The organism is Thioalkalivibrio sp. ALJ3, assembly GCF_000377205.1.
Taxonomy (GTDB): Bacteria; Pseudomonadota; Gammaproteobacteria; order Ectothiorhodospirales; family Ectothiorhodospiraceae; genus Thioalkalivibrio.
Window position 1 is genome coordinate 179609 of sequence record NZ_KB897905.1, and the last position, 23520, is coordinate 203128.

A 23520-nucleotide genomic window follows, 5' to 3' on the forward strand; every position below is an offset into this window, starting at 1 on the left:
ACATGAAGGCCGCCACTCCCCAACTGAACCACGAGGCGATCTGCCGCATGCAGGCGCGATGTGTCTGCTGGAGTCCGTGCTCGAATGGGACGAGCAGGCGATCCGTTGCCGCGCCACCGGCCACCGCGCCCCCGACAACCCCCTGCGTAACGCAACCGGGCTCCCGGCCCTGGCGGCGCTCGAGTACGGCGCCCAGGCGATGGCCGTGCATGGCGCCCTGCTGGCCGACACCGGGCCACCAAAGGCCGGCTTCCTGGCCGCGGTACGCAACCTGCGCGTACACCGCGCTCTGCTGGACGACCTGAGCGCGGATCTCGACATCACGGCCCGCAGCGTGATGTCGGATCGCAACAGCTCCATCTATGATCTCGAGGTGTCGGCCGACGGCGAGCCCGTCCTGTCCGCGCGGGCGACCGTGATCCTGCAACCGGAGGACAGCCCGGCATGAGCCATCGCGCACTGATCACCGGCGCCAGCGGCGCCATCGGACAGGCCATCGCGCGGGCGCTCGCCAGTACCGGCTGCGAGGTACTGCTGCACGCACACCGCAACCCCGAGCCCGCCCGGGAGCTGGCCGATCAGATCCGCTCCGACGGGGGGCAGGCCGATGTCCTGGTCTTCGATATTACCGATGCCGATGCCGCACGCGCGCAGCTGGAACCCGTCGCAGCCGCACAGCCCGTGCAGGTCCTGGTGCACAACGCGGGCGTGCACGACGATGCCCCCCTGGCCGGCATGAGCCCCGAGCAATGGGCCCGGCCGATCGATGTCGCGCTCAACGGGTTCTACAACGTGGTGCAGCCGCTACTGCTGCCCATGATCACCACCCGCTGGGGACGTGTGATTGCGATCTCCTCCGTGGCCGGCGTGGTCGGCAACCGTGGCCAGGCCAATTACGCCGCGGCCAAGTCGGGACTGCACGGTGCCATCCGCTCGCTGGCGCAGGAAGTCGGGTCACGCGGCATCACGGCCAATGCGGTGGCCCCGGGAATCATCGAAACTTCGATGAGCGAATCCAGCTTCGACGCCGAAACGATCAAGCGCATGGTGCCCGTGCAGCGCGCCGGACGTCCCGAAGAGGTCGCCGGACTGGTGGCCTATCTGGCCTCCGAACAGGCCGGCTATGTCTCCGGGCAGGTGATCGGTATCAATGGCGCACTGGCCTGAGTCGAGCCGATGGCGGTCGTCCACGCCCTGATACCGGCCCATAACGAGGCACCCACGATCGCCACCGTGGTCGCGGCTACTCGTCCCCACGTCGACCGGGTGATCGTGGTCGACGATGGCTCGCGGGATGACACCGCCGACCGGGTCCCATCCGAACCCGGGGTCGTGGAGGTCCTGCGTTTAGCGCGAAACCGCGGCAAGGCGAACGCGCTGTGGACTGGTATGCAGCACGCCCTGGAACAGGGGGCGGATGCCGTGGTCACGTTGGATGCGGATGGCCAGCACGATGCCTCGGAGATACCGAACCTGATCGCCGCCTGGCGCACCCACCCCGACCATCTGGTAATCGGGGCGCGGCTCAAGGGGCGGGAAGCCACGCCCCCTCTGCGTCTGTTCGGCAACCGGACCGCCGACTTCTGGATTGGCTGGGCCTCGGGACAACCTCTGCACGATTCGCAGTCCGGCTTTCGCCTGTATCCGGCATCGCTACTGCGACGGCTCACGTTGCCCCATGACGAGCGCCGCAGCTTTGTATTCGAGAGCGAGGCCCTGATCGAGGCCGAGCGCCTGGGGTTCCCGGTCACCCTGGTTCCCGTACGCTGCATCTATCCGGATCAGCACCGCGCAAGCCATTTCCGGGCCGCCACGGACACCCTGCGCATTATCCGGATGGTCGCCCTGCGCCTGCTTGCACGCGGTTTGCACCCACTCGGCCTGCTGCGGCATCTGGGGCTGCTTCGCCGGCCCTGAAAGTCACGGAACAGTCGGATTCTTAAATCTTTTTCTCGGGACAGGCGTGGCAATTCGCAGCCACGCTGCCTACACTGCGAAGTGATCATTCATCATCAAGGACGACACTATGTCGACAAGACTCCTGCTGGTCCTTTTCGTGGCTGGCGTGCTCCTGCTGGCAGGCTGCCGCGGCACCGCCCCGGTGCAAGACGTCAGCGACACCACGGTGACCGACGTGCACGGCGAGCGCCCGAGCGCGGAGCAGATGCAACAGGCCATCCGCAACGCCGGCGCGGCACTCGGATGGGAGATGAGCGAGGCCGACCCCGGTCTGCTGGAAGGCCGACTGGCGCTGCGCGACCACGTCGCGGTGGTCGAGATTCCCTACCGGGATGGGGAGTACAGCATCCGCTACAAGGATAGCTCGAACCTCAACTACGAGGATGGTCGCATTCACCCCAACTACAACAACTGGGTGCAGAACCTGGACAACCAGATCCGCGCGGAAGTCTCGGCCCTCTGACCCCCACCCTCCCCAGGGAAACCCAAAAGGCCGGGCTCATGCCCGGCCTTTGATCAATCCGCCCATCCGAAACACCCGGTAGCAGACGCAACGCCTCCCATCCCGTCCTCTGTCTAGTCGTCACGTGGGCGCGACGCCCGGCTGTCGGTGTCGGAGGATTCACGGTAGTCGCTCTCATAGCGCCGGTCGGGCCCCTCACCCTCCGGCTCCGAGTCACGTTCACGATGGTCGCGGCCTTCGCCATCGCCATAGTCGCGATTCGGCACGTTCGACAACAGGCGTCCCGCGCGATCCTCCAGGCGATCCCGCGTGGGCTTGTCCGCCAGCTCCCCCGCACTCTGCGCGAGGTGGTGATAGAGGTCGCGATACGAGCCCGCCATCGTCGCGAACAGGGTGGCCGTCCGATCGAAGTGGTCGTTGACCTGACCCCGATAGCGCGTCAGTTCCTGCATGCGCCGATCCAGTTCCTCCTCCAGCTCGCGTATGAGTTTGCGCTCATCGCTGGTCACACGGCCCACCCAGAAACCCACCAGGCCAGCCACCACGATCGCCAGAATCCCAAGGGCCGTCCACAGCCCGACTGCCGTCTGATCTTCCACTGTCACCTTCCACGAGGAAACACGAAGGCCATTGTGCCGCACGACTACGGTGAACGCACTCGCTGCCCCCCGCCGCTGCCGTGCTAATCTCCTTCGACGCGAACTACGTCAACGGAACCCACCCAACCTGGCGAGGGGTACATGTTCGATCAACTGCCGAAACCGTCGATCGACGCATCCGAAGGACGCTGAACGATGAGCCGGATGAAGACCGCGGGCTGGACACTCCCGATCCTCATTATCGGCCTGGCCGGGCTCCTGTCCGGCTGCGCCCCCACCACGCTCAAGGCCCCGGCCGCCCCCGAGGATCCGGTCATCGTGGCCGTGCTGGACCATGGCCGCCATTCGAGCCTGGTCATCCCCAGCGATCCACCCGGGCACTGGTTGCGCTATTCCTATGGCGACTGGTCGTTCTACGTGGAACGCGAGACGGGACCCGGTGCGATGCTCGCAGCCGTGTTTGCTTCGACCCCGGCTGCACTGGGCCGCCAGGAGCTCGAGGGTGTCAACCTGAACGCAGCCGTGCGGGGCGGACTGCGGGTTCCGCTGGAGGACATCCACCACATCGAGGTCCCGGCCACGCGAGCACGCGCTCTGGTCGAAAAACTGGAGGCGATATGGGAGGACGGTGCCGACGAGCGCGTCGACTCGGACACCTGGGGCATGAGTTTCGTTGGTCACCCGGATGCCTACACGCTGCGACACAACTCGAACCGCGTGGTCGCGCAGTGGCTGGAGAGCCTGGATGTCGAGGTTTCGAGGAAACCGATACTGTCGAACTGGCGGGTCGAGGTCCCTTGATCCAGATCCCCGGCCTGTGGCATGGCACGAAGCTGCCCTCAAACGGCCTGCGGGCAACCTTGTGCTAGGGAGACGCTGATTTAATCGCGCGTCCGCGCTCGAGTCGCTTTTGCGTGCGAACAAGGCGCGGTGACTGCCGTGCAGTCATTCTGCACAAAGGAGCCGCAACGCCGTTCCCGCGCCCGTTTTTGATCAACAACGGGCGGGTAGAACCACTACCCGCTACACGACGCGCCTTGTCTCGGAAAACAGGGGGCACCAACGCGGACGTGCAATTAAATCAGCGTCTCCCTAGAGGCCGTGCACCCATTCCAGGACGGCGTCCTGGAGGTTCCGCCCATGCCCAATGTGCGCCCGTGAGCCGTTCACCATCACCGCGACGATCACGTCGTCGCCGCTGGAGGTGCGGACATATCCCGCCACCGCCGAGACCTCGTTGATGTGGCCGGTTTTCAGGTGCATCTGTCCGCGCAAATCACCATTTCGGAAGCGGTTACGCAGGGTTCCATCCAGTCCTGACAGCGCCAGGGAGGATTGGAACTCGGGACGGTGTGGGTGCTTCCAGCCCGCCTCAAGGATCTCGCCGAGTTGGCGCGCGGTCATGCGGGCATCGCGACTGAGACCCGAGCCGTTGTCGACCACCATGCCGCCGACATCCACGCCCATGTCGCGCAGCGAATTGACCAGGGCCTCGCGCCCCTTCTCCATCGTTGCGGGCGGGCCCTTCTTGCGCGCCCCCAGGGTGAGCAGCAGGTGATCGCTCATCACGTTCGAGCTCCACTTGTTGGAGACCCGGATCAGATCCGACAGGGGCCGCGAACGGTGGCGCACAATCGGCTCATCGTGCAGCACGGGCAGCACACCCGTACGCACCGTACCCGCCAATTCACCCCCCCACTGATCCCAAGCCATGCGGAACATCTCGGCATGATTGGCCTCCGGAGTGAGCACCGAACGCAGCATCTCGTAGTTGCCGCAATTCACTGGATACTGTCCGGAGAAGGTCACCCGCTGGGCGTCCTGATCGACATTGAACCGGATCCCCCTTTGCCACTCGCCGCAACCACCGCGCGTCGGTTGCAGGCGGTTGACGACCTCGAGCCCGGGCAGGGGTGGATCGACCACCACATCGATGCCGTTGCCGCGGCGTTCGGGACGCACATGGAAGCGCTGGGCATTGGAATTCACATGCAGGGCATACGGCAGCTGGTTGTACGCCCGCAGTGGCTGGCGGTTGAAGTCTCCAGGGTCCCCATTCGGGAGCTGGAAGTGGCTGGCATCCAGGATCACATCGCCCTCGATGCGCTTGAGCCCGGTACGGCGCAACTCGCCGATCATGCTCCAGTATTCCTCGCTCACCATGCCCGGGTCGCCCGTCCCGCGGATCACCAGGTCGCCGCGCAGCACACCGTCCTGAACAGGGCGGGTGGCCCAGATCTCGGTTGTCCATGTGTAGTTCGGCCCCAACTCGTGCAGGGCCGCCAGCGAAGTGGCCAGCTTGACCGTCGAGGCCGGGTTAAAGGGGGTGTCTGCGTTGAGCCGGGCGAGAACGGCGCCGTCCGGGACACGCTGCACCCAGAGGCCCACCGAGGCGGGAGACAGACCTTGAGCCTGAATGGCCCGCTGCAGGGGCGATGGCAGGTGTTCGAACTGCGCCTGGGCCGGCGAGCCGACCAGCAACAGAGTCAAACACAGGATCCAGAAAAACGAAGTCCGGCGGAGCCACCGTCGGGAACCCCAGAAAAGACTCATGCGCATCGAAGCCACCACCCCGCAGCGGACACCGTATCGACACGACAATAGTCACCCGCCATGGGAAGACTGGCAAGCCCCAAACGAACACAAACCCGGGCAGGCCAGGCAACCTCGAGATCGTCTCAGGCGCGTTCGAACGGAAAGTCGATGACCTGCTCGATACGCTCCGCGCCCAATAGCTGCATCAGCAGGCGATCCACCCCCAGCGCGACACCGGCACATTCCGGTAGACCCGACTCCAGCGCGGCCTCCAGATGGGCATCCGGCTGGGGCAGCGTCTGGCCTCGCTGGCGACGCAGGGCCTGGTCACGCTCGCGCCGCTCGTGAAACTGGCCGGGGTCGCTCAATTCGTGGTAACCATTGGCCAGCTCCAGCGCACCCCAGTACACCTCGAAGCGCGCCGCGAGCCGGACGTCATGCTGACAAGGGCGCGCCAGCACCGCCTGGCTCTCGGGATAGTCAAACACCACCGTGAGCCGGGCGCCGGGAAACCCCGGCGCAATCACCAGGCTGATCAGGAGATCCAGCCAGGCGTCCCGATCCAGCACCCCCTGAATCTCCATCCCATGCTGCACCGCGACAGCCTGCAGCTCGTCGGCATCGGCCACCAGAGGATCCACTCCCAGATACTGCTGGAACAACGCCTGGTAAGAGATCTCGCGCAAGCGGGTCGGGCGTCTCCAGCTCGCGTCCAGGGCCGCCTGGCTCATGATCAGCGCCACCACCTCGCGCGCCAGGCGGCGGTGGTCCATCCCGTGGCGATACCACTCCAGCAGCGTAAACTCCGGATTGTGACGGGGCCCGGATTCGCCGCCCCGAAAGACGCGGGCAATCTGGTAGATGTCAGGCGCGCCATCGGCAAGCAGACGCTTCATCGGGTATTCCGGCGAGGTCTGCAGGTAGCCGCTGGCACCGTCCGGGCTGGTCGCGGTCCAGCTCTCGACCATCGGGTCCAGCGGCGCCCCGTGGCTCAGGATCGGGGTTTCCACCTCGAGCACATTGCGTGCAGCAAAAAACCCGCGCAGGCCCGCCAGCAACCGCGCGCGCGCCTCCCGGGCCGCCGCGGCGCCCGGTCGCCAGTCGGTCATGCCCGGCCTCCCGCGACGATCAGACGCGCGAGACGTACTCGCCGGAGCGGGTATCGACCTTGACCGTCTCCCCTTCCTCGACGAACAGCGGGACCTTGACCACAGCACCGCTCTCCAGCGTTGCGGGCTTGGTACCGCCCTGGGCGGTATCACCGCGTACGCCCGGGTCGCACTGGGTAATCTTCATCTCGACGAAGGCCGGGGGCACCACCGACAGCGGCTCGCCGTTCCACAGGGTTACGGTGCAGACATCCTGTTCCTTCAGCCACTGACCGCAGCCACCCAGCGCCGCCTCGCCGACCGCGTACTGTTCAAAGGTATCCGGCACCATGAAATGCCAGAACTCGCCATCGTTGTAGAGATACTGCATCTCGGTATCCATGACATCGGCCGCCTCGACCGACTCCCCGGACTTGAAGGTCTTTTCCAGCACCCGCCCCGTGCGCAGGTTGCGCAGCTTGACGCGGTTGAAGGCCTGGCCCTTGCCCGGCTTGACGAATTCGTTCTCGACGATGGCCTGCGGGTCGCCATCCAGCAGGAGTTTGAGACCGGCCTTGAATTCGTTGGTACTGTAGGTTGCCATTGCGCGTCAGTCCTCAAGCGATTGCGTGGCGCGGACACGACCGCCCACAAACGAGCCCGCCATGTCCACAAAGCCCGTCATGATAACGCGCACGCCGCGGGGAACCCAGCCGATCCAGCGGAACCCGGCGGAGCGCCTCACCCCCGCCTGGCAGCAAGCCCTCGCCAGCGCGATCCGTGACCCGGAAACCCTGGCCCGCGAACTGGAGCTGGAGCCGGACCGCCTGCCCGGTCTGCACGCCGGCCATGCCCTGTTTCGCGTGCGTGTCCCGAGAAGCTACCTCGCGCGCATGCGCAAGCGGGATCCACACGACCCCCTTTTACTCCAGGTCCTGCCGCAGAATCGGGAAACCGAGGAGCATCCGGGATTCGTGGCGGATCCGGTGGGCGACCACGACGCCCTGGCCGCACCTGGCCTCGTGCACAAATACCACGGTCGTGTTCTGCTGCTGACGACCGGGGCCTGCGCAGTGCACTGTCGCTACTGTTTCCGCCGCGAGTTTCCGTATAGCGAACACAACGCATCGCAACAGGACTGGTCGCCGGCTCTCGCCTACATCAAGGCCGATGCATCGATCCGCGAGGTTATCCTGAGCGGTGGCGACCCGCTGTCGCTGTCGGATCGCCGCCTCGCCGACCTGGCTCAACGCCTGGAGGCCATTCCCCACCTCGAGCGCCTGCGCATCCACACGCGGCTGCCGGTCGTCCTGCCGGAGCGGGTGGATGACCAGCTGCTGGACTGGCTGGGCAACGGACGCCTGCATCATGTGCTGGTCCTGCATGCCAACCACCCACGAGAATTTGCCGAGCCGGCCGCCCCGGCCCTCGCGCGTCTGCGCGAGTGCGGCATTGCACTGCTGAACCAGGCGGTTCTGCTGGCCGGGATCAACGATGATCCCGACACCCTCTGCGAACTCCAGGAGGCCGGCTTTCGCCACGGGATCCTGCCCTATTATCTCCACCTGCTCGATCGTACGCGGGGGACCGCTCATTTCGAGGTCCCGGAACGGCGTGCGCTGGAGTTGCACCAGGCCATGCATGCCCGGTTGCCCGGCTATTTGGTACCGCGTCTGGTCCGCGAGATCCCGGGGGAACCCGGCAAAACGCCATGGTGGACCAAGATGTGAAACCGAAAGCACTCCAGTTGATCAGCGCCCCCCCTGGAAGGTGCTACAGTGAGCGAATGCCCGGCCACCGACGGTGCGATCCCCAGACCCCAGCCATGAACGACGTCCTGCCCAAACTGCCAACCCGCACCGCCGGACCCGAGAGCTTTCCGCACCGCCAGCCACGCAGCCTGCGCCAGTGGTGCCGGGCGCTCCCGTCGGCAGACCCGGAGTCGGCCTTTTCCCACTTGCGCCAGGCGCTAAGGGAGCTGAACGGCCTTGCGCTGGAACCCGGCGTCCGCTTCTCGCTGATCACCCTGCTGGAGGAACCCCTCCTGCCATTGCTGCAGCGTACCGGGAGATCCCTCTCTCAGCGCACACTCCCGCTTGGGCCACGCAGCCTGAAACGCGCACGCGAACAGACCGAGGCGCTGGACAGCCTGCTCACCGCCTGGCTGCTGATCGCGCGCGAACACGAAGGGCAGAAGGAACGCAGTGCACAGGCGTTGCAAGCCGCCATGGCCTTGAACGCCTCCCTCGCCGTGCACCACTGGCGCCTGTATCAACCACTCCCGGACGACTTCTGGCGGCGCACTTACGCGATCCTGTCATGGGCACGCGAGCGGGGACTCACCCAAAGCCCCCCTCAAAGCGATTCCCGCTACGGCCCCCTGTCCATGGCCCCAGTCGAGACACTCGCGGCACGATTGATGATGCTGGGCGGGAGCGCCCCCAACGCGCTGGAAGTAGGCGAGGTAGACCTGCTGGCGCGCTGGCTGGACCGCATATCCCTCTCCTGTGCCGATGGGCTGTCCGCGACCCGGAGGCCCGACCTCCCGGTTCTGTGCGCCGCGCTCGACAGCAACCATCCGCCTGGCCTGACACTGCGCGAACATGCCCGCCTGCATGCCGACTGCTGTGTTGGGGTCGGTCCAGCACTGGATCAGTTGCGCGAGACCCCCGGCCTGCTGGAACCACATCGGCACACTGACGAACGCAGCCTGACCGAACGCCTGCTGCGACTGTGGTCGCAACTACCCACCCGCCAGCATTCGCGCGAAACGACCGAGGGGCAGCACCGGTTGTGTCTGCTGGGGCTGGACCGTATTCACCATTGTCTGTTCGAGGAACTGGAGCAGCGCAGGCGCGGCACACCCGGCACCGCAGCGCCTCCACCCTCCAACCAAGTCCCTCGCGATACCGATCGCGTGGGGGTCTACCACCTGTCGACCGCGGCGGAACAAGGATCCGACTTCGCCCTGGTGGATGGCTCCGGACCGGAACGGCCACAGCCCGAACTGAAGCCGCTGACGACCGAACCGCCCGATCCGGCCGCCGCGGCCTGGGAGAATGTCAGCCGCGGACTCGAAAGCGCACGCCAGAACGAGCGCCGTGCACCGATCGTCAAACGGCATCCACCAGAGCACTGGACAGTGGACGACATCGGGGCGGGCGGAGTGCGTCTGCGGCTGGCTCAACCACGCCAGCCGCTGCTGATTGGCGACCTGGTTGCCCTGCGCCACCTCGACGGTCACGACTGGACCATCGGGGTCCTGCGCTGGATCCGTTACGACAGCGAGATCGAGATCAGCATCGGGGTGGAGTTTCTGGCCGAACGCGGCCTTCCCGTGCAATTGCAGGACTACCGTAACCGCCGCGCAGCCGGCCGGGTACACCCGGGCCTGTTCGCATCGACCCGCAGCGATCGCCGTGGGGCAGCGCTGTTCATGCCCGCCCAGGTGTTCGATCACGAAAACCGTATCGTATGCTGGCTGGCCGGGCGCCCGCGCGTGCTGGAACTGGACAACGAACGCACGGGTACGACACTGTTTACCGAGGCTGGCTGCCGGATGACCGATCTGACGCTGGGGAGACGGCCGCCCAATGACATGGAAGCCAACGAAGCGGTGACTGATCCGGCCCAAGGCGGGCTGTCGCTCACACCGCGTGAACGCAATAATGGACCCGCATGAGCGAAACCATCCGCATCCTCTTCGTCACGGCGAACCCGAACCTCGCCGAGCAAGTCATCAGCAGCATTCGTACGCGCGGCAGCGCGGTACGCCCCGAGCAGGTTGAAACCCAGGACGCCCTGATCACCGCGCTGGAGAACACCCGACACGACGTGCTGGTCCTGATCGAGCGATCGCTGGAACTCTCGCGTGAGGACGTCGAGAACGCCCTGCGTGACAGCGGCCGCCGCATCCCGCTGGTTCTGCTGACCGAGCGCCCGGAGGCCGAGCGTCTCCTGGACTACGAGGGCGGGTGTTTCGCGGTCGTGGACCACGAACAGGTGGATCTGGCGAGCCTGATGGCCATCCGCGCGGCCGAGCAGCGGCGCCTGCGCCAGCGTGTTCAGCGCCTGGAGGCCTCGCTGCATGAATCCGAACGCCGCTGCCAATTGCTGCTCGACAACTCGCGCGACGCAATCGCCTATGTCCATGAAGGCATGCACCTGTATGCCAACGCCTCTTGGCGCGAGCGCTTCGGCATCGACGACCCGGACGAAGTCGACGGGCTGCCGTTGATGGATCTTGTCACGACCGACGACCGGGGCGAAATGAAAGCGCTCCTGCGCCGCTTTCAGAATGGCGAGGAGGGGGATACCGCCCGTGCCCACTTTCGCTTGCAAAGCATCGAGGGGCTGCCGTTCGAAGCGGACCTGCGGCTGTCCGCGGCGACCGTGGAGGGCGAGGTCTGCACCCAGCTCCAACTGGAGGCCAGCCAGGACGACCCCGAACTGGCCGAGAAGATCGACTTTCTCTCGCAGCGAGACCTGGTCACCGGCCTGTACAACCGCCAGCATTTCCTGGCCATGATCGAGAACGCGCAGGCCCGAGCCGAGGAGACGGAGAAGCCCTTCGCCCTGCTGACCCTGGCGGTCGACCGGTTCGCGGATACCCGCGCCAAGGTCGGCATGTCGGCCGCCGATCTGCTGCTGGCGGATATGGGCAAGCTGATCGAGGATCACTTTCCCGAGCCCGCGATTGCCGCACGCCTGGAAGGAGAGCATTTCGCAGTACTGGCACCGGAAACCCGACGCCAGGAGATCGAGGAACGCACCCACGGCCTGATGCAGGCCGTTACCGGGCATGTGTTCGAACTCAACCAGTCCTCGACCAACTGCACCCTCTCGGCTGGCGTGGTGATCGCCGACGAAAGCGCACCCAGCACCGAGGATCTGCTCAGCCAGGCCCACCGGGCACTGGAAGAGGCAATCGAAGCGGGCGGCGGAGTTCATCGCTTCTACCACCCGGCCGAAGGCGAGATGACCCAGGGCCAGGCCGACCAGCAGTGGAAGCTGCGCATCCAGGATGCCCTGGACCACGATCGCCTGGAACTGCGCTTCCAGCCGATCGTACACCTGCACGGCAACGACCGGCCGCGATATTCGGTGTTCGTGCGCCTGCGCGATGCCGACGGCCACCTGCACGAGGCACCGGCGTTCCTGCCCGCGGCCGAACGGTCGGGGATGGCCCCTGCAGTGGACCGATGGATCGTCAAGACCGCACTGGCCGAACTCGCCGAATGCCTGAAGACCGAGTCCGACACTCAGTTCTTCCTCAAGCTGGGCACCGGCTCACTCGAAGACCCGACAGTGGTCAACTGGCTCAACGACGACCTCCGCGCCCTGCGCATCCCGGCCGACAATGTCGTGGTCGAGCTCAAGGAACCCACCGTGGTCACCAACCTGAAGCCGGCGATGAACGTATCGCGCGGTCTCGCCGAGATGCACAGCCACCTGTGCATCGACGACTTCGGCAACGGCCTGAACCCGTTCCAGTTGCTGCAGCACCTGGAGGCCGACCACATCAAGCTGGATCCCTCGTTCGTCGAGGGGCTGGCGGAGAACGAGGAAAACCAGGACGCAATCCGCGAGTACGTCGACGCAGCACACGCCAAGGGCAAACAGGTAATTGTGCCGCACGTCGAGGACGCCGGCGTGCTCGCCGTGCTCTACGGACTGAACGTGAATCTGGTGCAGGGGTACTTCATCCAGTCGCCCCTGGCCAAGCCAACGTTCGACTTTGAGGCGTCCTGACCCCGCCTACTTTGACCAGAAGTTCAGGTCCTCGAAAAAGCCCTTCACGCCATCCAGCCAGGAGTGCGCTTGCGGGCTGTGCTTGGTGCCGCCCGCCTGGGTCGATTCCTCGAACTGGCGCAGCAGCGCCTTTTGCTCCTTGGTCAGGTTGATCGGGGTCTCCACGGTCACCCGGCAGATCAGATCGCCGACACCACCCCCGTGCACCGACTGCACGCCCTTGCCGCCAACGCGGAATTGCTTGCCGGTCTGGGTCTCGGCCGGCACCTTCAACTTCACCCGGCCATCCAGGCACGGGACCTCCAGCTCGCCGCCGAGTGCCGCGATGGCAAACGAGATCGGCACGTCAATGTGCAGGTCCGATCCGTCGCGACGGAACAGCTTGTGCGGCTTGACCCGCACCTGCACGTAGAGATCACCCGGCGGGCCGCCGTTGATCCCGGCCTCGCCCTGGCCGGCCAGGCGGATGCGGTCGCCGCTATCGACCCCGGCGGGGATCTTCACGTCCAGCGTGTTCTGCTCCTGCACCCGGCCATTGCCGTTACAGGCCTTGCAGGGGTTGGCGACGATCTTGCCCGAGCCCTCGCAACGCGGGCAGGTCTGCTGCACCGAGAAAAAGCCCTGCTGGATACGCACCTGACCCACGCCGTTACAGGTGGGGCAGGTTTCCGGAGAGGTCCCCGGTTCGGCACCCGAGCCGTCACAAGCCTGGCAGGATACGGTGGTCGGAATGCGGATCTTGACCTCGGTGCCGAACACGGCCTCCTCGAGGGTGAGGTCCAGGTTGTACTGCAGGTCGGAGCCGCGGAATGCGCGCGAACCGCGTGCGCGGCCACCGCCTCCCCCGAAAATGTCGCCGAAGATGTCCTCGAAGATATCCGAGAAGTTGGAGGCCCCGGCACCACCAAAGCCCCCGGCCCCGCCATCGACGCCGGCATGGCCGTAGCGGTCGTAGGCGGCCCGCTTCTGGTCGTCGCTCAGGACGTCATAGGCGGCCCGCGCCTCCTTGAACTTGGCCTCGGCCTCCTCGTCCCCCGGATTGCGGTCGGGGTGGTACTTCATCGCCAGACGGCGAAAGGCCTTCTTGATGTCGGCGGCCGAGGCGTCCTTGGAGACGCCCAGCACCTCGTAGTAGTCGCGTTGTGACATGGTCATTCCCAGCTAGCCCGAATGTTCGCGTGAACGCGGAGTGCCTTCACGCAAACGCCCGGAGGGTACCCCGGGCGCGGCGTTAAAACGACAGGGAAACGCGCGGGCCTCCCTGGCGGTGGGACACAAGGCCCCACCGGGTGTGGCATCAGCCCTGCTTTTTCTGGTCGTCGTCGACTTCCTCGAACTCGGCATCCACGACATCGTCACCCTGCTGGCCGCTATCGGCCTGCTCGGCCCCGGCCTCGCCCGCGGCATCCGCGTTCTGGGAATAGGCCTTCTCGGCCAGCTTGCCGGAGGCCTCGGCCAGCTTCTGCGTCGCCTGCTCGATGGCCTCGGCGTCATCACCCTCCATGGCCTGCTTGACCTCGGCGACGGCCGATTCGATCGCGGAGCGCTCCTCGTCGGAGACCTGATCGCCCAGATCCTTCAGCGACTTCTCGGCCGAGTGCACCAGGGCGTCGGCCTGGTTGCGCGCACCGACCAGCTGCTGGAACTTCTTGTCTTCCTCGGCGTGGGCCTCGGCATCCTTGACCATCTGTTCGACTTCGTCATCGGACAGACCGGAGGAGGCCTTGATCACGATCTTGTTCTCCTTGCCGGTCGCCTTGTCCTTGGCCGAGACGTTCAGGATGCCGTTGGAGTCGATGTCGAAGGTGACCTCGATCTGCGGCACGCCGCGCGGCGCGGCCGGGATATCCTGCAGGTCGAAGCGGCCCAGCGACTTGTTGGCGCTGGCCATGTCGCGCTCGCCCTGCAGCACGTGCACGGTCACGGCCGTCTGGTTGTCCTCGGCCGTGGAGAACACCTGGTTGGCCCGGGTCGGGATGGTGGTGTTCTTCTCGATCAGCTTGGTCATCACGCCGCCCATCGTCTCGATGCCGAGCGACAGCGGGGTCACGTCCAGCAGCAGCACGTCCTTGACGTCGCCACCCAGCACACCGGCCTGTACCGCGGCACCGACCGCGACAGCCTCGTCCGGGTTCACGTCCTTGCGCGGCTCCTTGCCGAAGAACTCCTGCACCGCTTCCTGCACCTTGGGCATGCGCGTCTGGCCACCGACCAGGATCACGTCGTCCACCTCGGAGGCGGACAGGCCGGCATCCTTCAGCGCAACCTTGCACGGCTCGATGGAGCGCTTGACCAGGTCGTCGACCAGGCTCTCCAGCTTGGCGCGGGTAATCTTCAGCGCCAGGTGCTTCGGCCCGGTGTTGTCGGCCGTGATGTACGGCAGGTTGACCTCGGTCTGCTGGCTGGACGACAGCTCGATCTTGGCCTTCTCGGCGGCCTCCTTCACGCGCTGCATCGCCAGCGGGTCGCCCTTGATGTCGATGCCCTGGTCCTTCTTGAACTCCTCGACCAGATAGTCGATCAGGCGGTTGTCGAAATCCTCGCCACCCAGGAAGGTATCCCCGTTGGTCGCCAGCACCTCGAACTGGTGCTCGCCATCGACCTCGGCGATCTCGATGATGGAGATATCGAAGGTACCGCCACCCAGGTCGTACACGGCGATCTTGCGATCACCGCGCTTCTTGTCCATGCCATAGGCCAGCGCGGCCGCGGTCGGCTCGTTGATGATGCGCTTGACCTCAAGCCCCGCGATCTTGCCGGCGTCCTTGGTCGCCTGGCGCTGCGAGTCGTTGAAGTACGCCGGGACGGTAATCACGGCCTCGGTCACGGTCTCGCCCAGGTAGTCCTCGGCAGTCTTCTTCATCTTCTGCAGCACGCGCGCCGAGATCTCCGGCGGGGCCATCTTCTTGCCCTGCACCTCGATCCACGCATCGCCATTGTCGGCCTTCACGATATTGTAGGAGACGAGCTTGATGTCCTTCTGGACCTCGCCTTCGTCGAACTTGCGCCCGATCAGGCGCTTGGCCGCAAAGATGGTGTTCTGCGGGTTGGTGACCGCCTGACGCTTGGCTGACTGGCCAACCAGCACCTCGCCGTCCTCTGAAAAGGCGACGATGGACGGGGTGGTACGGGTACCTTCCGCGTTCTCGATGACCTTGGCCTGGTCGCCTTCCATGACGGCGACACAGGAGTTGGTGGTCCCGAGGTCGATACCGATGATCTTGCCCATGACTGAATTCTCCTGATGCGAAAAATGTTCGTTGCAGAGGCTGCTCTCTGCCTGGATGTACGGGAATCTGGGGCCCGGGCCGCCCTTTTCAAGCCCCCGGGCTGAACGGGCCGCGAGCCGGTCAGGCGCTCTCGTCGATGTTGGGCGACGTCGGCGCCTTGGAGACCACCACCATCGCCGGGCGCAGCACGCGGTCCTGCAGCAGGTAACCCTTCTGCATCGTCGCCACCACGGTATTGGGGGGACTCTCGGGATCCTCCTGCATGGACATGGCCTGGTGGCGTTCCGGATCGAAACGCTCGCCCGTCGGGTCCTCGGCCTTGATGCCGAATTTTTCGAAGACCTTGTTCAGGTTCTTCAGGGTCAGCTCGGCCCCCTCGATGATGCGTTCGACATCCTTGGACTCGCGGGCGGCCTGCAGGCCCATTTCCAGGGAATCGCTCACCTCCAGCATCTCGGAAGCGAACTTTTCCATCGCGTACTTGTGTGCATTCTCCAGTTCGCGCTCGAAACGCCGGCGCTGGTTTTCCAGTTCCGCCTGGGCGCGCAGGGCCTGGTCGCGACGCTCCTCGGCCAGGGCCTCAAGTTCCTGCAGGCGTGCCTCGGCACCGTCGACATCCTCGCCGGACGACTCCTGAATCTCCTCCGAATCTGCGGCCTCGAGTGCCTCTTCCTGTTCCTGGGGTTCGCGCTGGTCGGACATGTCTGCCTCACGAGAAATCGCTAAAAAGAAAACGCACACCGGACCTTGCGGGGCGGCATACGCGGTTCAATTCGTCTTGACTGTCAGAACTCTGGGGACATCCGGGCCGATTTCAAGGGCATCCGGCTATTTCGTGTCGTGGGCCGGATCACCCAGCGCCGAACCCAGCAGGCGCGCGGTCACATCGACAATCGGAATCACGCGATCGTAGGACATGCGAGTGGGTCCAATAACCCCGAGTACGCCGACCACTTCCCCGTCGACACTGTACGGGGCGGTCACCACCGAGCAGTTCTCGAACCAGTCGAGGCCGGACTCGCGACCGATGAAGATCTGCACCCGGTCGCTGCGGATGCACTGATCCAGAATGCCGAGGATCTCGCGCTTCTCGTTGAACGCCTCCAGCAGCTGGCGAAGACGGTCGATGTCGGCCAGTTCCTCGTAGCTGAGCAGGTGCGTCTGTCCCGCCACCACGACGTCGTCCGGATCCTCGCCGGCCACCGCCTTTTCGCCCAGATCAATGGCCGCCAGCATCATCGCATCGAGGTTCTCGCGCACGTCGCGCATCTCGCGCAGCAGGGCATCGCGCACCGCGTGCAGGCTCTTGCCGGCCAAGTGCGCGTTCAGATAGTTGGCCATGCGCTGGAGATCGTCCTGATCGAAATCGCGCTCCAGCTCCAGCACCCGGTTCTGCACCTCCTTGCCGTCGATCACCAGGATCGCCAGCACCCGACGTTCGCCCAGCCGGAGGAACTCGAGCTGGCTGAGTGCCACGTTGCGGTGGCGCGGCAGACGCACCATGCCCGCCATGCGCGTCACCTGCGACAGCAGGTTGGAGGTCGCCCCCATCAGGTCCTGAGTGGTCGCGTTCGGGTCGAAACCCGACTGGATCGCACGGATCTCGTCGGCCGTCGGCTCGCGCACCTCCAACAGGCTGTCGACGAACAGGCGGTAGCCGCTCGCGGTCGGGATCCGCCCAGCGGAGGTGTGCGGCGCCTGAATCAGACCCAGGTCCTCAAGATCGGCCATCACATTGCGCACCGTCGCCGCACTGACATTGAGCCCGGAGGTGCGCGCGAGGGTACGCGAGCCGACCGGCTGACCGTCGCGGATATAGCTCTCGATCAGGGTCCGCAGCAGGGTACGGGCCCTGGCATCCAGATTGATCGCAGCGTTTTCCATCGGTGATCAGCGCTCCATGTGGGCGAGTGACAATGCCCAGTGTTCGATCCGCACCGAGGGACGTCAAGAAACCGCGGATGCAGTCCCCCGCCCTTTTCCGGATAATGCCGCCATGATGCCGGAATTCAACACGATCGGGCTGGTGGGCAAGACCAGCGACTCGCGCACGGGCCCACTGGTGGCGCGGCTGGTGGAATTGCTGCGTACGCGCGGCCGCCAGGTCCACATGGAGCAGGACATCCCCGGCTTCGATCGCCCGGACGACATCACCCTGCTCCCCCTGACCGAACTGGCCGAGGCAGCGGACCTGCTGATCGTGATCGGGGGCGACGGCACCCTGCTGGCCACCGCCCGTCAGATCGCGGACAGCGAGACCCCGGTACTCGGCATCAACCTCGGGCGGCTGGGCTTCCTGGTGGACGTCTCGCCGGAGACGGCCTGCGAGGAACTGGGCGAGGTCCTCGACGGGGCCTATGAGCTGGAACCGCGCGCGATGCTCGAGGCCGAGCTGATCCGCGACGGCGTCACCATTCACGAGGGCATCGCGCTCAACGACGTGGTGCTGCACGTGCTGAGCGTGGTGCGCATCATCGAATTCGACACCGCGATCGACGGCATGGACATCGGCCGCCTGCGCGCCGACGGGCTGGTCGTGGCCACCCCCACCGGCTCCACTGCCTACGCCCTGTCCGCCGGTGGCCCGATCCTGACCCCGCAGCTGGATGCGATGGTCATGGTCCCGGTCTGCCCGCACAGCCTGAACCACCGCCCGCTGGTGGTCAGCGGACGTTCCACGGTGGAGATTCGCCTGTCCAGCGGGAGCCGGTCGCCGGCCCAGATCGCGCTGGATGGCCAGGAGAACATCGACTTTGCCCCAGGCGATCTGGTGCGCATCCGCCGCCGCGAGCGCAACCTGACCCTGATCCACCCGCGCGAGCACTACTTCCTGCGCGTGCTGCGCACCAAGCTGCGCTGGGGCGAGCAGCCCTGATCCCGCCATGCTGCGACTGATCAGCATCCGCGACTTTGCGATCATCGACCACCTCGAACTGGAGCTGGACACGGGCCTGAGCGCCCTGACCGGCGAGACCGGGGCCGGCAAATCCATCCTGATCGACGTGATCGGCCAGCTGCTGGGCGACCGCGCGGACGCCGGCATGGTGCGCGAGGGCGCCGAGCAGGCCGACCTGTCCGCGGAGTTCGCCCTGCCCAACACAGGCCCGGCCGGCACATGGCTGACCGAACAGGATCTGGCGGACCCCGATGACGACGCGGTGCTGCTGCGGCGGGTCCTGACCCGCCAGGGCAAGAGCCGCGCCTGGATCAACGGCCGCCCGGTTGCGGTCGGCCAGCTGCGCACCCTGGGCGAGTGGCTGGTGGACATCCACGGCCAGCACGCCCATCAGCAGCTGCTGCAGCGCGACACCCAGCGCCACTGGCTGGACGGCTTTCTCGAAGGCGACCGGGTATCCCGCGTACGCGAGGCCCATCAAGCCTGGCGCGAGGCCGCCCGGGCGCTGGAGCAGGCCCGCGAAAGCCAGGCGGACACCTCCGACCGTCTCGACCTGCTGCGTTTCCAGACCACCGAACTGGCCGAACTGGTCCCGGTGCAGGACGAATATCCGCAACTGCTGGTCGAGCAGAACCAGCTCGCCCACGGCACCGAGGTGCTGACCGCGCTGCAGACCGCCAGCCAGCAGATCGAGGACGACGCCGGACTCGATGCCCAGATCGGCCATGTCCTGCACGCACTGCAGGACGCCGCGCAGCACGACGAACGGGTCAACCCGGCTGTGGAGCTGCTGGAATCCGCGCGCATCCAGATCATTGAGTCCAACGACACCCTGCGCCGGCTGGCCGACGGCATCGAACTGGACCCGGCGCGCCTGGCCGAGCTGGACCAGCGCGTCGGCGAGTATCTGCGCCTGGCGCGCAAGCACCGCGTCGACCCCGAGGCCCTCCCGAGCCTGCACGACGAACTGCAAACGGAGCTGGACGCCCTGGAGAACGGCGACCAGACGCTCGAGGCCCTGGAAGCGCGCGAACAGGAGACCCGTACCGCCTTTGATGCGGCCGCCAAGGCGCTGAGCCAGGCCCGCCAGCAGACCGCCAGCCGCATCGGCCAGGCGGTCACCGACACCATGCAGGAGCTGGGCATGGCCGGCGGCCACTTCGAGATCGCGATCGAGGCCGCCGACAAGCCACAAGCGCACGGTGTGGATCACATCGAGTTCCGCGTCGCCGCGAACCCCGGCGCCGCCCCCCAGCCGATGGCAAAGGTCGCCTCCGGCGGCGAGCTCTCGCGTATCGGGCTCGCGCTACAGGTGCTGGCCAGCCAGCAGCAGACCGTGCCCACGCTGATCTTCGACGAGGTCGACAGCGGCATCAGCGGCGCGGTCGCCGAGGTCGTCGGGCGCAAGCTGCGCACCCTGGGTGAGCGCCATCAGGTCCTGTGCGTGACGCACCTGGCGCAGGTCGCCGCCCAGGCCCACCAGCAGCTGGAGGTGCAGAAGTCGCACGGCAAGGACGGCACCCGGACCGCCATCCAGCCGCTCGACGACGAGCGCCGCGTAGAGGCCCTGGCCCGCCTGATCGGCGGCACCCAGCTCACCGAGACCACCCGCACCCACGCCCGCGAACTCCTCGCCGCGGCTGGCTAGTCCGGCACGGAGACCACAAGGCAAAACGTAGAATGCAATGAGCGCAGCGAATCGCATCACTCCAGGCGTGAAGCCTGTTTCAGCCCCAACGATGCGATTCGCTCCGCTCATCAGCTTCCTACCCCTCGCGGGCCGTGGAGCGGATGCTACAGGATCACCACAAGTGGGCCATGCGGTTCAGGGCCGCGCTGGCCAGGTGCCGTCCACCAGATGGCGCGCGCCGGGCGGCAGACGCGGCATCCAGTAGACCCAAAGGGCCGCCGGGCCATCCTCGGTCCAGGCGGGCACGAGTGCACGGCGATACTCGCCGCGGCCGTCCGGGCGGACGCCCTCGAGGGCATCGACGCGTGGCAGGGTCCGCCGCGGGTCGGGCAGGCGGATCCACTCGCCATGCACGACCTCCTGTGTCGTCTCAGGAAAAGGCGACGCCAGCCCCCGAAAACGGCGCTGACGCCCCGCGTCTCGGACAGGGTCCTGCCCGGCCTTCAGCAGAATGCTGCTGTCGGGGATCTGTACGGCGGGGTAGCCCACGGGCAGATCATAGAGCGACCCCGCGATGGTGGCCGCACGAATCCAGAGGGCCCGCGCGCAGAATGTGCGGTGGTTGGCAAAGCCCTGCTTCAGCGTCCCGTACACGAACAGGTCGACGTAGCCCGACATCGCTACTCTCGCGGGAGCTTTACCACCGGGCGCCACAGACGCGCGGACTCCGGGACCTGACCGGGCCAGTCGACCACGTAGTCGATCAGAGGGAGATCAGGGGCATCGCACTCGCGGATGACCCGGCCGGCCACGGAGACGCGCGCGCGCTTGACCGTCTCCGGATCCCCCGTGAGCAGCGGGTGCCAGGTGGGCAGTGGCTGGCCCTCGAAGCGCAGCCGATAGGCGCAGGTAGGCGGCAGCCAGTGGTAGCTCGGGAGGTCCTGCAGGGTGAGCTGGATGCAATCGGGCACGAAGGAACGCCGGTTCGCGTAGTCCGAGCAGGCGCCCGTCTCGCAGTCGAGCAGATCACAGGCCAGCCAGGTAAAGGCAAGATCGCCCGAATCCTCGTCTTCCAGCTTGTGCAGGCAACAACGGCCGCAGCCGTCACAAAGGGCCTCCCACTCGGCGTGGTTCAGCGTCTCGAGCGGACGTTCCCAGAACGGGACCTCGTCTGCAGGATCACTCATGGTCCTCGCCGATCATGCGCCGCCCCTCGTCGCGCAGGCGATTCATGGTCTCGCCCCAGCGCTCCTGGGTCACATAGTGCATCAGCACGCGGCCCCGGCGCGGCACCATGATGGCCAGGCCGCGATCAGGATAAAGCCAGTAGCTGTGGTCGGAATCGACCTGCATCCGCTCGGCCGGTTCGCCAAAGCGCTCTTCCAGGACGTCGGGGGTCCAGCGCGCGCGGGGGATGTAGCTCATCTCCACGATCGGCACATTGCCCAGCGAACTGAGCGCCTCGTCGCTCAGCCCGTAGCGCCATGCCCCGCTGGGCATCGGCCGGTCGGAGGTCGTCTGGGACTCGATGCGATCAAGCTCGGCCTCGTCCAGATCCGGACGCAGCACCAGGTTCGTTTCGAACGGCGGGATGCGCGCATTCACGTAATAGGCCTCGACCGAACGGCTCCCGTCCGGGTCCACGAACAGGCGGATATCCGGTACCGGCAGGCGGCCCATCTGGTCGGCCATGGTCGATTCACCCAGCGTAAAGCCCAGCACGCGGGTGCGCTGCTCGTCGATCACCTGCACCTGCCAGGGCAGGTCGGTGAACTGCTGGGTACGCTGACCGCCCGGGTTGGAATAGACCCACATCGCCAGCGCCATGATCACGGCCATCGCGATCAGTCCCACGATCCAGCGTATCTGCATGCGTTGCACTCTCCGACGCGGGGCGGCCCCGGCGCGCCGGCTCTCGTATAATGCCGGCCCTCCCGCTGACCACCGGATGACAGCACGCCATGTTCTCACGTTTGTCCGCCTGGATCACCGCCCGCTCCGTGCCTGCCGGCAGTGCCGGTCGCATCGTCCTGCTGGCCCCGAAAAAGACCCTGCTGGCCGCCGGCGACTGGCTCGACGACCTGGCCGCCACCGTGGGCCCACTAACGCTCGGCGTAACCGATGCCGAACGTGATGGGGGCTTGCCCGACCCGGGTGGTGACCGGCCCGCAGTGGCACTGCCGCCGGAGCTGGCCCTGGAACGCCTGGCACGCCTGCAGCCACGAGCCGTGGTCGTCATCGGCCCGGTCGGCGAACTGGGCTCGTCACTCGCCACGATCAGCGCGCCCCGCCTCTGGGTAAACGCCGAGGGCGACGCCTCGACCGACATCGAGTGGGCCGAGGTCTTCGCCGCGCGCGATCAGGCCTGCAACGCGCCTGGGGCACGGGTAATCGGCGACCCAATCGCCGGTGCCGTCGATCTGCCCGCGGCCCCGGCTCCCGACACGGACTTCTGCGAACGCTTTCGCGAATACCACGAGAAGGGGCACCCCATCCTGCTCGCCCCCAACACGGGGCCTGGCGAGGAGGCCTTTGCGTTCGCGGTACTGTTCGCCGTGCTGCGCAAGACCGCGGCGATCCTGCTGCTGGCGCCCGCGGACCGCGAGCGCCACGAGCCGGTGTACCGCGACGCGATCAAGTATTCGCTCCCGATCATCCGCCACAACCGCTTCATGACGTCCTTTGTGCCCCGCAAGAATCGGGTCTATTACATTGAGGATCCCGACACCCTGCACTCGGCCTACGGTTGCGCGCACGTGACCCTCCCTGGCGGCACACTGGCCGCTAGCGAGACGCCACCGGACCTCGGGCTGCCCCTGGCTCACGGCAGTGCCGTTATTTGTGGACCGGCGGAGAACCCGACTCAGCCGGACGCCGCCACCCGTCTGCGCCTGGCCGCCGAGCACACCGGCCTGGTTTCGCGCTGCAGCACACCAGAAGAGGTGGCCGACGAGGTGCTCGCACGCCTGGCAGAGAGCCGGACCGCACAGGATCGACGCGACGACCTGGCGCAATGGCAGCAGCGCCAGGCCAATGCCCGCTCCAGCGTTCGCGATGCCCTGACCGACAGTCTCGCCAACACATGAAGCGTCTTCCAAGTAATTGATCTATAATTATCAAGACGTTCATTAAACGGATTCACTCGATGATCGATGGTAGCGCGTCCCTGACGGGCATCCAGAACGGTGTCACCAGCATGCGCGAGCAGGCGCATACGGTGGCCACCGAGCCGGCCGGCGGGCGCGAAAGCACGACCGCACAGGTCGGCATGATTGCGAGCCAGAACCAGGTCGAGGCCTCGGTGAAGACCCTGCAGGCCGAAGACCGGTTGATCGGGTCGCTGCTGGACGTGCGCGCCTGAGACAACGG

At 66.3% G+C, this 23520-nt stretch carries 23 protein-coding genes; 12 read left to right on the plus strand and 11 right to left on the minus strand.

Annotated features, from left to right (window positions below; translation table 11 throughout):
- Nucleotides 1–58: 58 nt before the first annotated feature.
- The 4 genes from C935_RS0100855 to C935_RS0100870 all read left to right on the plus strand — a co-directional run bounded on the left by C935_RS0100855 (nucleotide 59) and on the right by C935_RS0100870 (nucleotide 2422).
- On the plus strand, nucleotides 59–448 hold the full coding sequence (locus C935_RS0100855) for a hypothetical protein (protein ID WP_018860628.1): 390 nt from the start codon (nucleotides 59–61) through the stop codon (nucleotides 446–448).
- Nucleotides 445–1167, plus strand: a complete 723-nt coding sequence (fabG, locus tag C935_RS0100860) for a 3-oxoacyl-ACP reductase FabG (protein ID WP_018860629.1) — start codon at nucleotides 445–447, stop codon at nucleotides 1165–1167. The genes C935_RS0100855 and fabG overlap by 4 nt, the downstream gene beginning before the upstream one ends.
- A 9-nt stretch (nucleotides 1168–1176) precedes the next feature.
- Nucleotides 1177–1917, plus strand: a complete 741-nt coding sequence (locus C935_RS0100865; RefSeq protein ID WP_018860630.1) for a glycosyltransferase family 2 protein — start codon at nucleotides 1177–1179, stop codon at nucleotides 1915–1917.
- Nucleotides 1918–2026: 109 nt separating this feature from the next.
- Nucleotides 2027–2422 carry a hypothetical protein gene (locus C935_RS0100870; protein WP_018860631.1) on the plus strand — a complete coding sequence of 132 codons (396 nt, stop codon included), beginning with the start codon at nucleotides 2027–2029 and terminating at the stop codon, nucleotides 2420–2422.
- 113 nt (nucleotides 2423–2535) lie between these two features.
- Here the strand turns inward: C935_RS0100870 and C935_RS0100875 are convergent, their stop codons facing one another.
- Nucleotides 2536–3021, minus strand: a complete 486-nt coding sequence (locus C935_RS0100875; RefSeq protein WP_018860632.1) for a YhcB family protein — start codon at nucleotides 3019–3021, stop codon at nucleotides 2536–2538.
- Nucleotides 3022–3225: 204 nt separating this feature from the next.
- On the opposite strand from C935_RS0100875, the gene C935_RS0100880 reads away from it, so the two are divergent.
- Nucleotides 3226–3822, plus strand: a complete 597-nt coding sequence (locus tag C935_RS0100880) for a hypothetical protein (protein ID WP_018860633.1) — start codon at nucleotides 3226–3228, stop codon at nucleotides 3820–3822.
- A gap of 291 nt (nucleotides 3823–4113) precedes the next feature.
- Here the strand turns inward: C935_RS0100880 and dacB are convergent, their stop codons facing one another.
- From dacB to efp, 3 genes are all read right to left on the minus strand, one after another.
- Entirely contained in the window at nucleotides 4114–5580 is a 1467-nt protein-coding gene (dacB, locus tag C935_RS0100885; protein WP_026278568.1) for a D-alanyl-D-alanine carboxypeptidase/D-alanyl-D-alanine-endopeptidase, read from the minus strand.
- Nucleotides 5581–5699: 119 nt separating this feature from the next.
- Nucleotides 5700–6665, minus strand: coding sequence for an EF-P lysine aminoacylase EpmA (gene epmA / locus C935_RS0100890; protein ID WP_018860635.1), 966 nt, complete (start codon nucleotides 6663–6665; stop codon nucleotides 5700–5702).
- A gap of 19 nt (nucleotides 6666–6684) precedes the next feature.
- Entirely contained in the window at nucleotides 6685–7248 is a 564-nt protein-coding gene (gene efp / locus C935_RS0100895) for an elongation factor P (protein ID WP_012981878.1), read from the minus strand.
- 61 nt (nucleotides 7249–7309) lie between these two features.
- Here efp and epmB point away from each other — a divergent pair, with 61 nt between their 5' ends.
- The 3 genes from epmB to C935_RS0100910 all read left to right on the plus strand — a co-directional run bounded on the left by epmB (nucleotide 7310) and on the right by C935_RS0100910 (nucleotide 12395).
- A complete protein-coding gene (gene epmB / locus C935_RS0100900; RefSeq protein WP_018860636.1) occupies nucleotides 7310–8374 on the plus strand; it encodes an EF-P beta-lysylation protein EpmB in 1065 nt (354 codons plus the stop codon).
- A 95-nt stretch (nucleotides 8375–8469) separates the two neighbouring features.
- A complete protein-coding gene (locus tag C935_RS0100905) occupies nucleotides 8470–10326 on the plus strand; it encodes a PilZ domain-containing protein (RefSeq protein ID WP_018860637.1) in 1857 nt (618 codons plus the stop codon).
- The gene (locus C935_RS0100910) at nucleotides 10323–12395 is read left to right on the plus strand and encodes an EAL domain-containing protein (protein WP_018860638.1); all 2073 of its coding nucleotides are present in this window, start codon (nucleotides 10323–10325) and stop codon (nucleotides 12393–12395) included. Before C935_RS0100905 ends, C935_RS0100910 begins: the two co-directional genes overlap by 4 nt.
- Nucleotides 12396–12401: 6 nt before the next feature.
- Here C935_RS0100910 and dnaJ read toward each other — a convergent pair whose 3' ends face one another.
- The 4 genes from dnaJ to hrcA form a co-directional block, all read right to left on the minus strand.
- Nucleotides 12402–13550, minus strand: coding sequence for a molecular chaperone DnaJ (gene dnaJ / locus C935_RS0100915; protein ID WP_018860639.1), 1149 nt, complete (start codon nucleotides 13548–13550; stop codon nucleotides 12402–12404).
- A gap of 142 nt (nucleotides 13551–13692) precedes the next feature.
- Nucleotides 13693–15624: a molecular chaperone DnaK gene (gene dnaK / locus C935_RS0100920; RefSeq protein ID WP_018860640.1), complete on the minus strand. Its 1932-nt coding sequence runs from the start codon at nucleotides 15622–15624 to the stop codon at nucleotides 13693–13695.
- A gap of 121 nt (nucleotides 15625–15745) precedes the next feature.
- The gene (grpE, locus tag C935_RS0100925; RefSeq protein ID WP_018860641.1) at nucleotides 15746–16327 is read right to left on the minus strand and encodes a nucleotide exchange factor GrpE; all 582 of its coding nucleotides are present in this window, start codon (nucleotides 16325–16327) and stop codon (nucleotides 15746–15748) included.
- Between the two features lie 126 nt (nucleotides 16328–16453).
- A complete protein-coding gene (gene hrcA, locus C935_RS0100930) occupies nucleotides 16454–17509 on the minus strand; it encodes a heat-inducible transcriptional repressor HrcA (protein WP_018860642.1) in 1056 nt (351 codons plus the stop codon).
- A gap of 112 nt (nucleotides 17510–17621) precedes the next feature.
- On the opposite strand from hrcA, the gene C935_RS0100935 reads away from it, so the two are divergent.
- Together C935_RS0100935 and recN are read left to right on the plus strand one after the other, a co-directional pair.
- Nucleotides 17622–18500 carry an NAD(+) kinase gene (locus C935_RS0100935; RefSeq protein WP_018860643.1) on the plus strand — a complete coding sequence of 293 codons (879 nt, stop codon included), beginning with the start codon at nucleotides 17622–17624 and terminating at the stop codon, nucleotides 18498–18500.
- A gap of 7 nt (nucleotides 18501–18507) precedes the next feature.
- The gene (gene recN, locus C935_RS0100940; RefSeq protein WP_018860644.1) at nucleotides 18508–20169 is read left to right on the plus strand and encodes a DNA repair protein RecN; all 1662 of its coding nucleotides are present in this window, start codon (nucleotides 18508–18510) and stop codon (nucleotides 20167–20169) included.
- Between the two features lie 177 nt (nucleotides 20170–20346).
- Here recN and C935_RS0100945 read toward each other — a convergent pair whose 3' ends face one another.
- From C935_RS0100945 to C935_RS0100955, 3 genes are read right to left on the minus strand one after another with little or no spacing between them, the layout of a single operon-like run.
- The gene (locus tag C935_RS0100945; protein WP_018860645.1) at nucleotides 20347–20829 is read right to left on the minus strand and encodes a gamma-glutamylcyclotransferase; all 483 of its coding nucleotides are present in this window, start codon (nucleotides 20827–20829) and stop codon (nucleotides 20347–20349) included.
- A 2-nt stretch (nucleotides 20830–20831) separates the two neighbouring features.
- Nucleotides 20832–21338, minus strand: a complete 507-nt coding sequence (locus C935_RS0100950) for a YcgN family cysteine cluster protein (RefSeq protein ID WP_018860646.1) — start codon at nucleotides 21336–21338, stop codon at nucleotides 20832–20834.
- Nucleotides 21331–22023 (minus strand): hypothetical protein, encoded by a 693-nt coding sequence (locus tag C935_RS0100955; protein ID WP_018860647.1) that lies wholly within the window; start codon nucleotides 22021–22023, stop codon nucleotides 21331–21333. Before C935_RS0100955 ends, C935_RS0100950 begins: the two co-directional genes overlap by 8 nt.
- Before the next feature lie 89 nt (nucleotides 22024–22112).
- Here C935_RS0100955 and C935_RS0100960 point away from each other — a divergent pair, with 89 nt between their 5' ends.
- Together C935_RS0100960 and C935_RS0100965 are read left to right on the plus strand one after the other, a co-directional pair.
- The gene (locus C935_RS0100960; protein ID WP_018860648.1) at nucleotides 22113–23237 is read left to right on the plus strand and encodes a hypothetical protein; all 1125 of its coding nucleotides are present in this window, start codon (nucleotides 22113–22115) and stop codon (nucleotides 23235–23237) included.
- A 59-nt stretch (nucleotides 23238–23296) separates the two neighbouring features.
- Nucleotides 23297–23512 (plus strand): hypothetical protein, encoded by a 216-nt coding sequence (locus C935_RS0100965; protein ID WP_018860649.1) that lies wholly within the window; start codon nucleotides 23297–23299, stop codon nucleotides 23510–23512.
- Nucleotides 23513–23520: the final 8 nt, after the last annotated feature.

Coding starts and splice junctions, on each gene's coding strand:
- C935_RS0100960 (WP_018860648.1), top strand. CDS start 22,113: ATGTTCTCACGTTTGTCCGCCTGGATCACCGCCCGCTCCGTGCCTGCC.
- C935_RS0100945 (WP_018860645.1), bottom strand. CDS start 20,829: ATGTCGGGCTACGTCGACCTGTTCGTGTACGGGACGCTGAAGCAGGGC.
- C935_RS0100855 (WP_018860628.1), top strand. CDS start 59: ATGTGTCTGCTGGAGTCCGTGCTCGAATGGGACGAGCAGGCGATCCGT.
- C935_RS0100950 (WP_018860646.1), bottom strand. CDS start 21,338: ATGAGTGATCCTGCAGACGAGGTCCCGTTCTGGGAACGTCCGCTCGAG.
- dacB (WP_026278568.1), bottom strand. CDS start 5,580: ATGCGCATGAGTCTTTTCTGGGGTTCCCGACGGTGGCTCCGCCGGACT.
- dnaK (WP_018860640.1), bottom strand. CDS start 15,624: ATGGGCAAGATCATCGGTATCGACCTCGGGACCACCAACTCCTGTGTC.
- C935_RS0100935 (WP_018860643.1), top strand. CDS start 17,622: ATGATGCCGGAATTCAACACGATCGGGCTGGTGGGCAAGACCAGCGAC.
- epmB (WP_018860636.1), top strand. CDS start 7,310: ATGTCCACAAAGCCCGTCATGATAACGCGCACGCCGCGGGGAACCCAG.
- C935_RS0100965 (WP_018860649.1), top strand. CDS start 23,297: ATGATCGATGGTAGCGCGTCCCTGACGGGCATCCAGAACGGTGTCACC.
- dnaJ (WP_018860639.1), bottom strand. CDS start 13,550: ATGACCATGTCACAACGCGACTACTACGAGGTGCTGGGCGTCTCCAAG.
- grpE (WP_018860641.1), bottom strand. CDS start 16,327: ATGTCCGACCAGCGCGAACCCCAGGAACAGGAAGAGGCACTCGAGGCC.
- recN (WP_018860644.1), top strand. CDS start 18,508: ATGCTGCGACTGATCAGCATCCGCGACTTTGCGATCATCGACCACCTC.
- C935_RS0100865 (WP_018860630.1), top strand. CDS start 1,177: ATGGCGGTCGTCCACGCCCTGATACCGGCCCATAACGAGGCACCCACG.
- epmA (WP_018860635.1), bottom strand. CDS start 6,665: ATGACCGACTGGCGACCGGGCGCCGCGGCGGCCCGGGAGGCGCGCGCG.
- hrcA (WP_018860642.1), bottom strand. CDS start 17,509: ATGGAAAACGCTGCGATCAATCTGGATGCCAGGGCCCGTACCCTGCTG.
- C935_RS0100910 (WP_018860638.1), top strand. CDS start 10,323: ATGAGCGAAACCATCCGCATCCTCTTCGTCACGGCGAACCCGAACCTC.
- fabG (WP_018860629.1), top strand. CDS start 445: ATGAGCCATCGCGCACTGATCACCGGCGCCAGCGGCGCCATCGGACAG.
- C935_RS0100905 (WP_018860637.1), top strand. CDS start 8,470: ATGAACGACGTCCTGCCCAAACTGCCAACCCGCACCGCCGGACCCGAG.
- C935_RS0100955 (WP_018860647.1), bottom strand. CDS start 22,023: ATGCAGATACGCTGGATCGTGGGACTGATCGCGATGGCCGTGATCATG.
- C935_RS0100880 (WP_018860633.1), top strand. CDS start 3,226: ATGAAGACCGCGGGCTGGACACTCCCGATCCTCATTATCGGCCTGGCC.
- C935_RS0100870 (WP_018860631.1), top strand. CDS start 2,027: ATGTCGACAAGACTCCTGCTGGTCCTTTTCGTGGCTGGCGTGCTCCTG.
- efp (WP_012981878.1), bottom strand. CDS start 7,248: ATGGCAACCTACAGTACCAACGAATTCAAGGCCGGTCTCAAACTCCTG.